12 protein-coding genes and 1 pseudogene are annotated in these 14,634 nt (G+C 72.5%); 7 read left to right on the forward strand and 6 right to left on the reverse strand.

Features of this window, described 5'->3' with window-relative positions; translation table 11 throughout:
• Positions 1-24: 24 nt before the first annotated feature.
• Positions 25-882 (reverse strand): type I methionyl aminopeptidase, encoded by an 858-nt coding sequence (map, locus tag AC6F7H_RS20895; protein WP_500758448.1) that lies wholly within the window; start codon positions 880-882, stop codon positions 25-27.
• Positions 883-942: 60 nt separating this feature from the next.
• On the opposite strand from map, the gene AC6F7H_RS20900 reads away from it, so the two are divergent.
• Positions 943-1,182, forward strand: coding sequence for a hypothetical protein (locus AC6F7H_RS20900; RefSeq protein ID WP_500758449.1), 240 nt, complete (start codon positions 943-945; stop codon positions 1,180-1,182).
• Between the two features lie 30 nt (positions 1,183-1,212).
• Here the strand turns inward: AC6F7H_RS20900 and AC6F7H_RS20905 are convergent, their stop codons facing one another.
• Positions 1,213-1,812 carry a hypothetical protein gene (locus AC6F7H_RS20905; protein WP_500758450.1) on the reverse strand — a complete coding sequence of 200 codons (600 nt, stop codon included), beginning with the start codon at positions 1,810-1,812 and terminating at the stop codon, positions 1,213-1,215.
• 140 nt (positions 1,813-1,952) lie between these two features.
• Between AC6F7H_RS20905 and npdG the strand changes: the two genes are divergently transcribed.
• Together npdG and AC6F7H_RS20915 are read left to right on the forward strand one after the other, a co-directional pair.
• Complete coding sequence (npdG, locus tag AC6F7H_RS20910; RefSeq protein ID WP_500758451.1) at positions 1,953-2,687, forward strand: NADPH-dependent F420 reductase; 735 nt, start codon at positions 1,953-1,955, stop codon at positions 2,685-2,687.
• Between the two features lie 56 nt (positions 2,688-2,743).
• Complete coding sequence (locus AC6F7H_RS20915) at positions 2,744-2,962, forward strand: hypothetical protein (protein ID WP_500758452.1); 219 nt, start codon at positions 2,744-2,746, stop codon at positions 2,960-2,962.
• A gap of 254 nt (positions 2,963-3,216) precedes the next feature.
• On the opposite strand, the pseudogene AC6F7H_RS20920 reads toward AC6F7H_RS20915, so the two are convergent.
• Positions 3,217-3,339 (reverse strand): annotated as a pseudogene (locus AC6F7H_RS20920) (site-2 protease family protein); the annotation flags it as partial.
• 680 nt (positions 3,340-4,019) lie between these two features.
• Here AC6F7H_RS20920 and AC6F7H_RS20925 point away from each other — a divergent pair.
• On the forward strand, positions 4,020-7,292 hold the full coding sequence (locus tag AC6F7H_RS20925; protein ID WP_500758453.1) for an AfsR/SARP family transcriptional regulator: 3,273 nt from the start codon (positions 4,020-4,022) through the stop codon (positions 7,290-7,292).
• A gap of 223 nt (positions 7,293-7,515) precedes the next feature.
• Here AC6F7H_RS20925 and AC6F7H_RS20930 read toward each other — a convergent pair whose 3' ends face one another.
• From AC6F7H_RS20930 to panB, 3 genes are all read right to left on the reverse strand, one after another.
• Positions 7,516-8,400, reverse strand: coding sequence for an ABC transporter permease (locus AC6F7H_RS20930; RefSeq protein ID WP_500758454.1), 885 nt, complete (start codon positions 8,398-8,400; stop codon positions 7,516-7,518).
• Entirely contained in the window at positions 8,397-9,431 is a 1,035-nt protein-coding gene (locus tag AC6F7H_RS20935; RefSeq protein WP_500758455.1) for an ATP-binding cassette domain-containing protein, read from the reverse strand. Before AC6F7H_RS20935 ends, AC6F7H_RS20930 begins: the two co-directional genes overlap by 4 nt.
• Positions 9,432-9,712: 281 nt before the next feature.
• Complete coding sequence (gene panB, locus AC6F7H_RS20940) at positions 9,713-10,588, reverse strand: 3-methyl-2-oxobutanoate hydroxymethyltransferase (RefSeq protein WP_500758456.1); 876 nt, start codon at positions 10,586-10,588, stop codon at positions 9,713-9,715.
• A 242-nt stretch (positions 10,589-10,830) separates the two neighbouring features.
• On the opposite strand from panB, the gene AC6F7H_RS20945 reads away from it, so the two are divergent.
• The 3 genes from AC6F7H_RS20945 to AC6F7H_RS20955 all read left to right on the forward strand — a co-directional run bounded on the left by AC6F7H_RS20945 (position 10,831) and on the right by AC6F7H_RS20955 (position 14,597).
• Positions 10,831-12,420: a DHA2 family efflux MFS transporter permease subunit gene (locus AC6F7H_RS20945; protein ID WP_500758457.1), complete on the forward strand. Its 1,590-nt coding sequence runs from the start codon at positions 10,831-10,833 to the stop codon at positions 12,418-12,420.
• Between the two features lie 90 nt (positions 12,421-12,510).
• Positions 12,511-13,152, forward strand: a complete 642-nt coding sequence (locus AC6F7H_RS20950; protein WP_500758458.1) for a TetR/AcrR family transcriptional regulator — start codon at positions 12,511-12,513, stop codon at positions 13,150-13,152.
• Between the two features lie 482 nt (positions 13,153-13,634).
• A complete protein-coding gene (locus AC6F7H_RS20955) occupies positions 13,635-14,597 on the forward strand; it encodes an endonuclease/exonuclease/phosphatase family protein (protein ID WP_500761979.1) in 963 nt (320 codons plus the stop codon).
• Positions 14,598-14,634: the final 37 nt, after the last annotated feature.

The following is a 14,634-nucleotide window of genomic DNA, read 5'->3' on the forward strand; positions in this document are numbered from 1 at the left end:
CGAAGGCGAAGGGCTGGTCGGTGGTCAGGGCAGGGTCAGGATGTCCGCGCCCGTGTCCGTCACCACCAGGGTGTGCTCGAACTGGGCCGTTCGCCTGCGGTCCTTCGTCACGACCGTCCAGCCGTCGTCCCACATGTCGTACTCGTGGGTCCCCAGGGTCAGCATCGGCTCGATCGTGAACGTCATGCCGGGCTGGATGACCGTCGTCGCGTGCGGGCTGTCGTAGTGCGGGACGATCAGGCCGGAGTGGAACGAGGTGTTGATGCCGTGGCCGGTGAAGTCCCGCACCACGCCGTAGCCGAAACGCTTGGCGTACGACTCGATGACCCGGCCGATGATGTTGATCTGCCGGCCCGGCTTGACCGCCTTGATCGCCCGGTTCAGCGCCTCACGGGTGCGCTCCACCAGCAGCCGGCTCTCCTCGTCCACGTCGCCGACCAGGTACGTCGCGTTGTTGTCGCCGTGCACCCCGCCGATGTACGCCGTCACGTCCAGATTGACGATGTCGCCGTCGCGCAGCACCGTCGAGTCCGGGATGCCGTGGCAGATCACCTCGTTGACCGAGGAGCACAGCGACTTGGGGAAACCCCGGTAGCCGAGCGTCGACGGGTAGGCGCCGTGGTCGCACATGTACTCGTGCGCCACCCGGTCCAGCTCGTCGGTGGTCACACCGGGCGCGATGTGCTTGGCGGTCTCCGCCATCGCCCGCGCCGCGATCCGCCCGGCGGTCCGCATCGCCTCGACGGTCTCGGGGGTCTGCACCTCCGGACCGGTGTACGGCGTGGGAGCGGGCTTTCCGACGTACTCGGGGCGACGGATGTTTCCGGGTACGGAACGGGTGGGAGACAGCTCCCCTGGGATGAGCAGCGACTGGCCAGACATGGCGGCGAGTCTAATTGAGTGGCCGCGGGGGACCATCTTCCGTGACGAGAGGAGCCGGTCATGCCCCTGTTCAAGAAGCGGACGGTCGGGAAGCCGGGCGAGTGGTTCTACTGCCTGGAACACCAGAAGGTCGAGGAGGGCCCGGAGTGTCCCGCCAAGGACCGCTTCGGCCCCTACACGAGCCGTACCGAGGCCGAGCACGCCATGGCGACGGCGCGTGAGCGCAACCTCCAGTGGGAGAACGACCCCAAGTGGCACGACGCCCCCGAGGGCGACAGCGACAGAGGCGGCGAGGGCTGAGCGCCATGTGACGGGCGGGCCCGCACCGGCTCACCAGCGGGCCGGGGGCGGGGCCGTCAGGAGGTCCGCCAGCCGGGACAGCCGGTCCCGGAAGCCGCGGCGGCCCCGCGGCGGCAGCGCGTTCTCCCCGGCCGCCGCGCTGACCAGGTGCTGCACGGTGTCCAGGTCCAGCTCGGCGCCCTCGGGGACGGCCAGCGTCTCGTGGGCCAGCGCCGGAAGCTCGCCGTCGCCGACGCCGAGGGACAGCAGCGTCGCACCGGCCCGGCGGGCGTCGGACACCCGCTCCAACAGCGGGGCCGTGGGCTCCCCGGGCGCCACCACCAGCAGCGTCTCGCCCCGCCGCGCCGCCTCCAGCCGCCCCAGGCCCACCGCGAGATGCGCGGGATCCGAGGGGCGCGCGCCGTGCCGTACGAGCGTCGGGGCCAGCTCCGGCGTGCCCGACCAGGCGGCCTCGTCCACCAGGTGCGCCGCCAGGTGCCACGGCTCGTACTCCGGTGTGCCCACGATCAGCAGCCCGCCCCCGTGCGACACCACCGAGGCCCGCAGCGTCCCCGCGAACCGCCGGGTGGCGCCCAGCCACTCGGTCCCGGCGAGCACTTCGCGCAGCAGCGCGACCCGTACGGCGTCCATGGCGCCGCATCCTGCCCCCGGCCGGGCCGCCGCGTCCCGGGGTTCGCCGCGGATTCACCGGCCCGGGGGACACGGAGAACGGTGGGGTGACGGGGCTCACTCCGCCGGAAACGGCGCCGCCGCGCACATAGAGTCAGGCCATGACTTCCAGTACCCCCAGCGACAGCGCACAGCAGCCCCGGAACGCCCCCGTGAAGGCCCCCGCCAAGGACCCCTGGGACCTGCCCGACGTCTCCGGGCTCGTCGTCGGCGTGCTCGGCGGCACCGGACCGCAGGGCAAGGGCCTCGCGTACCGGCTCGCCCGGGCCGGCCAGAAGGTGATCATCGGCTCGCGTTCCGCCGAACGCGCCCGGGCCGCCGCCGAGGAGCTCGGGTACGGCGTCGAGGGCGCCGACAACGCCGAGACCGCCCGCCGCAGCGACATCGTGATCGTCGCCGTGCCCTGGGAGGGCCACGGCACGACCCTGGAGTCCCTGCGCGGGGAACTGGCCGGCAAGCTCGTCGTCGACTGCGTCAACCCGCTCGGCTTCGACAGGCAGGGCGCCTACGCGCTGAAGCCCGCGGAGGGCAGCGCCGCCGAGCAGGCCGCGGCCCTGCTGCCGGACTCCCGGGTCACCGCGGCCTTCCACCACCTGTCCGCGGTGCTGCTCCAGGACCCGGGGATCGACCGGATCGACACCGACGTGATGGTGCTCGGCGAGGTCCGCGCCGACGTGGAGATCGTGCAGGCGCTGGCCGGGCGCATCCCGGGCATGCGGGGCGTCTACGCCGGGCGGCTGCGAGGCGCCCACCAGGTGGAGGCGCTGGTCGCCAACCTGATCTCCGTCAACCGCCGCTACAAGGCACACGCCGGGCTCCGCGTCACGGACGTATGAGGCGATGGGGGACACTGGTCGACGAAGCAGTGTCCCCCGACAGGAGCCCAGCCGCCATGCCCCGCCTCGCTCTCTACGCCTTCATCGTCTGCCTCCTCGCCGTCGCCGCGGCCGTCGTGTCCTTCGCCCGGGGCAGCTGGTTGCTGGGCGTCGTCTGGATCCTGCTCGTGGGCCTGTCGTCCAACATGACCTGGTACTACGTGCGGCGCACCCGGGCGCAGAAGGAACTGCGGGCGGCACAGGCCGCCCAGGCGGACCACTCCGCCACGTGCTGACGGGCCGGCTCCGTCACCTGTCGAGGTCCGGTTCCGCCACCGGCTGACGACCCGCGCCGTCACGAGCCCACCGCGCAGAGCTCGTTCGTGCCCTGCCAGAAGCGGAACAGCTCCAGGCCGCAGTACGTCTCGAACTCGTGGATGCCCAGGGCCGACAGGATCGAGTCGACCACGTCGAAGAACACACCGTTCACCGCGGGCAGCCACAGCAGCGCGAACACGAACAGCAGACCGAACGGTGCGAACGGCTCCACCTGCCGCCGGAACCCGTGCGACAGCCAGGGCTCGAGCACGCCGTAGCCGTCCAGTCCCGGCACCGGCAGGAAGTTCAGGATCGCGGCCGTCACCTGGAGCAGCGCGAGGAACGCCAGCGCGAACCGGAAGTGGACCGGTACGCCGTCCAGCGCGCCCAGCCAGAACGGTGCCGTGCACACCGCCGCGAACAGGACGTTCGTCAGGGGACCCGCTGCCGAGATCAGACTGTGCCGCCAGCGCCCCCGGATCCGGCCCCGCTCGATGAACACCGCCCCGCCCGGCAGACCGATGCCCCCCATGATCACGAACACCACGGGGAGCACGATGCTGAGCAGGGCGTGCGTGTACTTCAGCGGGTTCAGCGTCAGGTAGCCCTTCGCGCCGATCGAGATGTCGCCGCTGTGCAGCGCGGTGCGCGCGTGCGCGTACTCGTGCAGGCACAGCGAGACGACCCAGGCGGCGGTCACGAACAGGAACACGGCGAAGCCGGTCCGGTCCGCGAACCCGGTCCAGGTGGCCCATCCCGCCACCGCCGTGACGGCCAGGATGCCCAGGAAGACGGGGCTGATCCTCCGGTCGCTGCGGCGGGTGGCGGCGGTGGTCATGGGGCTCCCTGGACTGCTCGTCGGGCGCACGGCGGCACGCGGGGCGGACTGCCCGACCGTACCGGGCGCACCCGGAAAACGTCTCGCGCCGGCCACCGGTTCCGGAGAGGGTGGGACGAGGGCGCCCGGCCCGCCCCGGCCCGGACCCGGCACCGCCCCGGCCCCGACCCGTGATCGCCCCCGCACCACCGGAGACAATGGACCCCGTGCGCTATCGCGTTCTCGGCATCACACAGGCACTCCGCCCCGACGGCACCGCCGTCCCGGTCGGCGGGGCGCGGCTGCGTGCGCTGCTGACCGTGCTCGCGCTGCGGGCCGGCCGTACGGTGCCGGTGCGGTTGCTCGTCGACGAGGTGTGGGACGGCGACCCGCCCGCCGACGCGACGGGGGCGCTGCAAGCACTGGTGGGGCGGCTGCGCCGGGCGCTCGGCGCGGACGCGGTGGCCTCCGACGACGGCGGCTACCGGCTCACGGCCGCGCCCGACGACATCGACCTGCACCGTTTCGAGCGGCTGGCCACAGAGGGCCTGCGCGCGCTGTCCGACGGGGACCCGGCCGGGGCGGGCGCCGTGCTCGACGAGGCCCTCGCCCTGTGGCTCGGTCCCGCCCTCGCCGACCTGCCCGACCGCACCGCCGAGGCGGCCAGGCTCGACACCCGGCGCCTGGACGCCCTGCGCGCCCGGCACGGCGCGGCCCTCGCCCTCGGCCGGGCCGAGCAGGCGCTGCCCGAGCTGACCGCCCTGTGCGACAGCCATCCGCTCGACGAGCCCCTTCAGGCGCTGCGGCTGCGCGCCCTGCGCGACGCGGGCCGCAGCGCCGAGGCGCTGGCCGCGTACGAGGACGTACGGCGGCTGCTCGCGGACCGCCTCGGCTCCGATCCCGGCGGCGAACTGCGCGCCCTGCACGCCGAGTTGCTGATCCCGGACACGCCCGCACCGGAGCCGCCGTCCGGGTCCCCCCGGCCGCCCGGCAACCTGCGGGCCCGGCTGACCTCCTTCGTCGGCCGGGAGGCCGACATCGAGGCGATCCGCCACGATCTCGCCGCCGCCCGGCTGGTCACCCTGCTCGGGCCGGGCGGGGCCGGCAAGACCAGGCTGTCGCAGGAGGCCGCCGAGGCCGTCCGGCAGCACACCCCGGACGGAGTGTGGCTGGCCGAACTCGCCCCGGTCGACGACCCCGCCGACGTCCCCGAGGCGGTGGTCACCGCCGTCGGTGCCCGCGAGACCGTGCTGTACGGCGCCGGCGCCGAGAGCATGCGGGCGGCAGGAGCCGACCGCGGTGACGACCCCCTGGACCGGCTCGCCGAGCACTGCGGCAGGCGTCGCATGCTGCTCGTCCTGGACAACTGCGAGCACGTCGTGGACGCCGCCGCCCGGCTGGCCCAGGCGCTGCTGGAGCGCTGCCCAGGCCTCACCGTGCTCGCCACCAGTCGCGAACCCCTGGGCGTACCGGGGGAGTTGCTGCGCCCGGTGGAGCCGCTGCCGGAGCCGGTCGCGCTGCGGCTGCTCGCCGACCGCGGGGCCGCGGCCCGCCCCGGCTTCCGCGTCGACGACGATCCGGAAGCGTGCGCGGAGATCTGTCGCCGGCTCGACGGGCTGCCCCTCGCCATCGAACTCGCCGCCGCCCGGCTGCGGATGCTGACCCCGCGCCAGATCGCCGACCGCCTCGACGACCGCTTCCGGCTGCTCACCTCCGGCAGCCGCACCGCGCGGCACCGCCAGCAGACCCTGCGGGCCGTCGTCGACTGGTCCTGGGACCTGCTCGACGCGGACGAACGGGACGTGCTGCGGCGGCTGTCCGTCTTCGCCGGCGGCTGCGACCTCGCCGCCGCCGAGGCCGTCTGCGGGCCGGTGGCCCTGGACGCGCTCGGGTCGCTCGTGGACAAGTCCCTGGTGGTGGCGGCCCCTTCGGACGGTGCCGGGATGCGCTACCGGTTGCTGGAGACGGTCGCCGAGTACGCGGCCGAACGCCTCGACGAGGCCGGGCAGCGGGCCGGGGCCGAGCGTGCGCATCTGACGTACTACCGCGAACTCGCCCGCACCACCGACCCGTTGCTGCGTGGACCGGAGCAACTCGGAGCCATCCAGAAACTGGAGCGTGAGTACGAGAATCTGCGCACTGCGCTGCGGCACGCCGTCGCCGCGCGCGACGAGCACGAGGCGCTGTGCCTGACGCTGTCGCTGGTCTGGTACTGGCAGATGCGCGACCAACGGATCGAGGCCCGCAACTGGTGCCGTGAGGTCATGGCGCTCGGCCCGGACCCGTTCGCCGAACCGGTGCGTCCCACCGCCGCGTTGTGGCAACGCTGCACCGACGCCCCGCCGCCGCTGGCCGGCGAGGTGCTCGCCGAGGCCCGACGCGGCGTGCATCTGGCCCATATGGCGCAGATGGACACGGAGCTGGACGACTGGCAGACCCCGCAGGCGCAACACAGGCTGCGCCTCATCGCCGCGGCCTACGAGCCCGGCATGCCGCAGACCTGCCGTCCGCCCGGCACGTTCTGGGGGTTCGCCCTGATGCTGACCGGCGACGTGAGCACGCTGCGCGCCGCCGCCGACGCCGGTGTCCGCACCTGCCGGCGGACGCCCGGATTCGACTGGGAGCTGGCCTCCACCCTGCAGGTGCGGGCCAACCTCCTCGCCAACCGCAGCGACCGGGCGGGCGACGCGCAGCGCGACGCCGACGAGGCCCTGCAGATCTACCGGCGTCTCGGGGACGCCTGGGGCACCGCCGAGGCCCTCTCCGCGCGCGCAGAGGCACGCGAACGTGGCGGCGAGTACCGGCTCGCCGCCACGGACTACGAGGCGGCGATCGAGTGCGCCGAACGTCTCGGTGCCCGCACCCAGGTGGCGGTGCTCACCGCCCGGCTGGGCAGCGCGCTGCTGGAGGCGGGTGAGGAGGAGCGTGGCGAGCGGCTGTTGCGCGAGGTCGTCGACCTGCCGGGCGACAGGCACAACGCGGCGATGCCCGCCGCCCGGCTCTTTCTGACCGGCTGGCTCGGCATGACCGGCCGGACCGCCGAGGCGCGGGCCCAACTGCGAGCGCTGCGCGAGGAGTTCCGTATCGCGCACTACGTCGTCTTCGACGCGCTCATCCTCGGTGCCGAGGGCTGGCTGGACATCGTCGACGGGCACGACGAACAGGCGCTGGTCACCCTCCGCGCGGCGCTCGCGCGATCCGGGGATCCGCTGGCCGTGGCCATCGCCTCCCACATGCGCGCGACGCATCTGACCATGGGCGCCACGGCACTGGCCAGGGTGGACGGCGGGCGGCGCGCCCGGGACGCGGCCTGCTGCCTCGGTGCCGCCGACGCCTCGCTGCCCCCCGGCCATGTCGCCGCCCGCATGGAGCGCGAGGTGCGCGTGCTGGCCGAACGGCGAGCCCGGGCCGCCCTCGGCGACCCGGCCTACGAGGCCGCGTACGCCGAGGGCACCGCCCTCTCCCCGGAGAAGGCCGCCGCCCTGGTCTGAGTCCGCGTGGTTCCCGGTACGGCGGAGTGCACCGCCCGGTACGGCGCGCCACTCGGCCCGGCGGGTCGCGCGGCCCCGGGCGGGTACGGCACCAGGTCCGCCGGGTCGCCCGGCGGACCTGTGCGTTTCCCGGCACGACACGCCATCCGGTCCGGCGTGTCACTCGACATGGCGGGCGGCCCGGCCCGGCGGAGCGACCGCCGGGCCGGGCGGGCTCGGACGGTCAGCTCTTGGTGCGGAACTTGTGGATCGCGATGGGTGCCATCACCGCGGTGATCCCCACCGACCAGGCAAGCGTCATCCACAGGTCGTGCGCGACCGGGCCGCCCACCATCAGCCCGCGCGCGGCGTCCGCCAGTGAGGACAGCGGGTTGTACTCGGTGAAGCTCTGCAGCCAGCCCGGCATCGACCCGGTCGGCGCGAAGATCGACGAACCGAACTGCAGCGGCATCAGCACCAGGAAGCCCATCGCCTGCACCGACTGCGCGTTCTTCATCGTCACGCCCAGCGTGATGAAGATCCACATGAGGGCGGAGCCGAACACCACGGACAGCCCCACGGCGGCGAACAGCCCCGGCCAGCGGGTGATGTCGAAGCCGACCAGGACACCGACGACCAGGAGGATCGTGGTGGCGATCAGCATCCGCAGTATCTCGACCGCGATCTTGGCGAAGAGCACCGAGCCGCGGCCGATGGGCAGCGACCGGAAACGGTCCATGACACCCGTGTTGAAGTCCTGGTTGAAGCCGGTGCCCACCCCCATGGCCATGTTCATGCCCATCATGGCCATCAGGCCGGGCACGATGTACTGGACGTACGCCTCCTGCCCGCCGCCCAGCGCCTGCCCGATCGAGCCGCCGAAGACGTACACGAACAGCAGCGTGAAGACGATCGGGAACAGCACGGCGTCGAACATGGACTCCGGGTCCTGCCGGATCCACAGCAGGTTGCGGCGGACCAGCGCGCCGGTGTGGCGCAGATGGGAACGGAGCGGGATACGGCCGTCCGCGCTGATCACGGGAGCCGCTTCGGATCCGTCGGTCGATCCGGGCCCGTCGGTCGATCCGGGCGCGTCGCCGGAAGTGGTCACGGTCGTCGCGGAACTCATGCGGCGGCCTCCTCGTGGGTATCGGCGGTCTCGGCGGACACGACGTCCTGCGGGGCACTGGCGCGGTGGCCGGTGAGGGACAGGAACACCTCGTCCAGGCTGGGCAGTTCGGTGGTGATGGAGGCGAGGGTGAGGCCACGCGCGGTGACGGCGCCGACCACCGCGGTCAGCTGCTCGTCGCTGAGGATCGGGACCAGGACGGCACCCCGCTCGGTGTCCACGGCCGCGCTCGCGAGCCCGGTGATGCCCAGGCCGTCGAGAGCGTCGGCGAGCGGGCGCAGCTGGAGCGGATCGGCCGGACGGATGCGCAGGGTACGGCCGCCGACCCTGGCCTTCAGCTCCTCGATGCCGCCGCTCGCGATGACCTTGCCGCGGTCCACGACGGTCAGTTCGGAGGCGAGCTGCTCGGCCTCCTCCATGTACTGGGTGGTCAGCAGCACCGTCACCCCGTCCCCGACCAGCCGCTTGACCTCGACCCACACCTCGTTGCGGGTGCGCGGGTCCAGTCCGGTGGTCGGCTCGTCCAGGAACAGCACGGTCGGCCGGCCGATCATCGAGGCGGCCAGGTCCAGCCGGCGCCGCATGCCGCCGGAGTAGGTGGCCGCCGGGCGCCGGGCAGCCTCGGTGAGCGAGAACCGCTCCAGCATCCCGTCGGCGCGGGCGCGGGCCTCCTTGCGGGGCAGGTCGAGCAGCCGGCCGATCATGTAGAGGTTCTCCCAGCCGGAGAGCTTCTCGTCCACGGAGGCGTACTGCCCGGTCAGCCCGATCACCCGGCGCAGCTGCCGGGGCTGGCGGACCACGTCGTAACCGGCGACGGTGGCCCGGCCGGCGGTCGGGGCGAGCAGGGTGGACAGGATCCGTACGAGGGTCGTCTTGCCGGCCCCGTTCGGCCCGAGCACCCCCATCACGGTGCCCTCGCGGACATCCAGGTCGACACCGTCCAGCGCCTTGGTCTCGCCGTAGTGCTTGACCAGCCCCCGCACGGTGACGGCACTGCCCGCGCCCCCGGAGTCGTTGTCGTTTCGCGTCATGCCCCCGAGACTGCCACCCCCCACTGACAAACCCCCGACAGACTTCCGACAGGGACGGGAACTTTGTCGGCGAGGCCGGGTTGTCAGCCCGTCTGGGGGCACCCCCTGCTCGTAGAGCTTGGGGGAGATTGGGGACGAGGCCGTCCAGGCCGACGGGGGTCTGGGGGCGCAGCCCCCAGGAACGCCGGCCCTCACGGGCGACGGGCCCGCCGATTGGGGGAAGATCGGCGGGCCCGTCGTGGTGCGGCGTTGGTTCAGCGGAAGCGCTCAGCGCTCGGCGCTCAGTGGACGGAGTGCTCCTCCTGCGGGAACGTTCCGCCGACGACGTCCTCGGCGAAGGCCTTCGCCGCGCCGCCCATGACCTCCCGCAGGTTCGCGTACTGCTTGACGAACTTCGGCATCCGGCCGCCGGTCAGCCCGAGCATGTCGGTCCACACCAGCACCTGCGCGTCGGTTCCGGCTCCCGCGCCGATCCCGACGGTGGGGATGTGCAGGGTCCGGGTCACCTCGGCGGCCAGCTCCGCCGGCACCAGTTCCAGTACGACGGCGAAGGCGCCCGCGTCCTGCACGGACTTGGCGTCTCGCAGCAGCTGCTGCGCGGCCTCCTCGCCGCGCCCCTGGACGCGGTAGCCCATGGCGTTCACGGACTGCGGGGTCAGGCCGATGTGCGCCATCACCGGGATGCCGGACTCGACCAGCAGCTCGATTTGCCGGTGCGAGCGCTCACCGCCCTCCAGCTTGACGGCACCGACACCGGCCTCCTTCACCAGCCGGGTCGCCGAGCGCAGCGCCTGCACCGGCCCCTCCTGGTACGAGCCGAAGGGCAGGTCGGCGACGATCAGGGCGCGCTGGGTGCCGCGGACCACGGCGGCGGACAGCATGGTCATCTCGTCGAGGGTGACGGGCACGGTGGTCTCGTACCCGAGGTGGCAGTTGCCCGCCGAGTCGCCGACGAGCATGACCGGGATGCCGGCCTCGTCGAAGACGGACGCGGTCGCCGCGTCGTAGGCGGTGAGCATGGGCCACTTCTCGCCGCGTTCCTTGGCGAGAGCGATCTCGCGGACGGTGATACGGCGGGTGCCCTTGCCTCCGTACAGCGTCTTGCTGCCGTCGGAGGGGACTGACTTGCCAGTCGGGGCAGCCGAAAGCTGCGTCATTGCAACGGCTCCTAACAGGTCATCTCGAGGCGCCCTGACGGCGTCCCCGGATCCCCTCCATGGTGGCATTCCGAGCGGGCCGGTGCCTAGGGGAGGTCTGCGGGTTCCGCCCGGCCGCCGTCCCGGACTCCCGGTCGAACGCGCAAAGCCCCGCGAAAGGCGGTGCAATGCCCCGGCAAGGTCTCGGCAAAAGGGTTTCGATACGAGACGGTCTCGTATCGAAATGGTCCTACGGTGGCCGCATGACTTCTCCCACCGCCCCGGCCCGCCGGATACCGGAACACGTGCACCGGCGCCGCTGGGTGATCCTCGGCGTGCTCATCCTGAGCCTGCTGATCGTCGTCCTGGACAGCTCGATCCTGAACGTCGCCATCAAGACGATCTCCACGCCCGCTCCCACCGGCCTGGGCGCCACGCAGAGCGAGCTGGAGTGGGCGATCAACGCCTACACGCTCGTCTTCGCGGGCCTGCTGTTCACGGCGGGCCTGCTCGGCGACCGGCTCGGCCGCAAGAAAGTGCTGCTCGGGGGCCTCGCGGTGTTCGGCCTCGGCTCGGCACTCGCCGCGTTCTCCGGCACCCCGGCGGAGCTGATCGGCTTCCGCGCGGTGATGGGACTGGGCGCCGCGTTCGTGATGCCGGCGACGCTGGCCGTGCTGATGAACGTCTTCGAACGCGAGGAGCAGCCGAAGGCCATCGGCATCTGGGCGGGCGGGGTGGGTCTCGCCATCGCGATCGGCCCGGTCACCGGCGGAGCGCTCCTGGAGCACTTCTGGTGGGGCTCGGTCTTCCTGGTCAACGTGCCGATCGTGCTGACCGCCCTCGCCCTGATGCTGTGGCTGGTGCCGGACTCCCGCGACCCGGACCCCGGCCGGATCGATCCCGTCGGCGTCTCCCTGTCCGTGGTCGGTCTGGTCCTGCTGGTCTACGGCATCATCAAGGGCGGCCAGCTCGCCGACTTCACCGACGCCACCGTGCTGGCGACCATCGGCGCCGGTCTCGCCGTACTCGCCGCGTTCGTGGTGTTCGAGAAGCGCAGCACGCACCCGTCCATCGACATGGCGTACTTCAGGAACAAGGTCTTCTCGGCCGCGATCGTCGCGATCGCGCTGGTCTTCTTCGCGCTGTTGGGCGTGATGTTCTTCGCGGTGTTCTACACGCAGAGCGTGCGCGGGTACACGCCGCTGGAGACCGGTCTGCTGATGCTGCCGCTGGCCGCCGCGCAGATGATCTTCGCGCCGCGGGCCCGGCTGCTGGTGAACCGCTTCGGCAACAGGGCGACCACCACCGGCGGCATGCTGCTCCTCGCGGCGATGCTGGCCGGGTTCTGCCTGCTGGACGGGGACACGCCGATCTGGGTCCTCGAGGTGATCTTCTTCCTGATGGGTGCCGCCATGGCGAACATCATGACGCCGGTCAGCGTCGTGATCATGCAGACGCTGCCGCGGGAGAAGGCGGGCTCGGCCTCTGCGCTCAGCAACACCTTCCGCCAGCTCGGCGGCGCCCTGGGCATCGCCGTCCTCGGTTCGGTGCTGTCCACCGCGTACCGCTCGCACATCGAGGACAAGCTGGTCCTGCTGCCGCCGGGCCTGCGGGAGTCCGCCGGCGAGTCCATCGAGGCCACCCTGGGCGTCGCGGCCCGGCTCGGCCCGCGCGGTGACGCCCTGGTCGGACCGGCGAACGACGCGTTCCTGCACGCCATGCACGTCACGGCGCTGGGGGGAGCGGGTGTCGCGGTGATCGGCGCGATCGTCGTCGGGCTGTTCCTGCCGGGCCGGACACCGGCGCCCGAAGGGGACGAGAAGGAAGAGGAGTTGGTGTCGACGAGGAAGTGACGGCCGAAGGGGTGGTGGGCCGGCCCACCGGACACCGGGGAGAATCGTCCCCACCGGTCGCCCCCGGCCCCACGGAAAGGACGCAGCGACGTGAGCCTCGCCGACACCGACACCGGTGCAGACGCCGATCCCCGGCCGGACGGGCCCGCGCGGGGCCGCCCCCGCAGCGAGGCGGTGGAACGCGCCATCATCGAGGGTGCGATGAAGCTCCTGGAGGACGGGGTGCCCCTCGCGGAGCTGTCCATCGAGCGGATCGCCCGCACCGCCGGCGTCGGCAAGGCCACCATCTACCGCCGCTGGAGCGGCAAGGAGGAACTCTTCGTCGACGTCCTGCGCGCCGCCGAACCGGTCGACCCCGAACTTCCCGGCACCTCCATGCGCGACGACCTCGTCGTCCTGCTGGAGTCCCTGCGCCGGCGCGGCCTCGCCAGCAGGGCCTCGGTGATCCTGCACAACGTGCACACCCAGATGAAGAGCAGCCCGAAGATCTGGGCCGCCTACCACAACACCGTCATCCTGCCGCGCCGCCGGCTCGGCCTGGAGGTGCTGCGCCGCGGCCGGGAGAACGGCGAACTCCGCGCCGACGTCGACCTGGAGCTGCTGAACGACATCGTCGTCGGCCCCCTGCTCGTCCGCACCCTCCTGCGCCCCGACGCCGGACTGCCGGACGGCCTCGCCGAACAGGTTGTCGACACGCTGCTCCAGGGCCTGCGTCCCGTCGGCAGGGCTTGACCGCCCACCCGACCCGCCCCCGGCCTGGCACGGTCGCCACGCCCTGCCACGGCCGTCTCGATGTGCGCGTTCCGTCCCCAGGGCGAAGGACCGTCCCGCCGTGCAGCGGGAGTTGGGTGGATTGAGTGGTAGAGTCGGCTTCGCCCGACTGGTGAAAACCAAGCCAGTCGGGTCTACCGCCGGGCTGGCGGGATGTCAGGTCTGTGGAGCCGGCGTAAGACCGATGGCTGGTACACCAGCCCCTGCCGTTTGTTCGGGTCGGCTGCTGTCGATGAAGCAGAAAGCTCAACCCGCGAGGGCTGAATCCCCCTGCTTCGGCTGGGAGAGGTGCCAACCCCTAGGGTCTTGCACACAGGAGTGACGGTGTGCACGGCAAGGTGTGAGGCGACGGTATGGCGCAGCAGGCGTACGTGACGGAGAGGGACAACGGCGGCTCGGGGCCCGAGCGTCGGACCTCCGGGCTTCGGCGCCTGTGGGACCGCATGACCCGGGGCTGGCGCGGGGACCGCCGCATCTGGCGCCGGGGCGTGGTGCCGGCCGTGCTCGCGGTCCTGCTCGCCCTGGTCATGCTGGCCCGCGCCCACATCCCCAACGTGGTCGGCAACCTGGGCAGTCTGATCGAGACGTTCCTGCCCTGGCTGGGGCTGGCCGTCCCGGTCATCCTCCTGCTGGCCCTGGTCCGCAGATCCGCCACCGCCCTGGTGGCGGTGCTGCTGCCCGCGGTCGTCTGGCTGAACCTCTTCGGCGGTCTGCTCATCGACCGGACCGGCCCCGGCGGCGACCTCACGGTGGCCACGCACAACGTCAACGCCGAGAACCCGGACCCGTTCGGCACCGCCCGCGACGTCGCCGCCTCGGGGGCGGACGTCCTGGCCCTGGAGGAGCTGAAGGCCTCCGAGGTTCCGACGTACGAGAGGGCGCTGGCGCCGACGTACAAGTACCACGCGGTGGTCGGCACGGTCGGACTGTGGAGCAAGTACCCGCTGAGCGACGTGGCGGCCGTCGACATCCGTCTGGGCTGGGAGCGCGCGATGCGGGCCACGGTGACGGCGCCCGAGGCGCAGGTCGCGGTGTACGTCGCCCATCTCCCCTCGGTGCGCGTGAAGTTGGAGGCCGGCTTCACCGCACGTCAGCGTGACAAGAGCGCCGACGCCCTGGGCTCCGCCATCGCCCGGGAGCCGCTGGAGAACGTCGTCCTGCTCGGCGACCTGAACGGCACGATGAACGACCGCGCCCTGAACGCCGTCACCTCCCAGATGCGTTCCACCCAGGGGGCGGCGGGCAGCGGGTTCGGTTTCAGCTGGCCGGCGGCGTTCCCGATGGCGCGGATCGACCAGATCATGGTCAAGGGCGCGGAGCCGGAGAGTTCGTGGTCGCTCCCGAGGACGGCGAGCGACCACCTGCCGATCGCGGCCCGCGTGAAGCTCGCCACACCGGGCGACTGAAACCCCAGGTCAACCCCGCCCGTACGGCCGTCGGCAA

The sequence above is a fragment of the Streptomyces sp. MMS24-W38 genome (genome assembly GCF_059889265.1).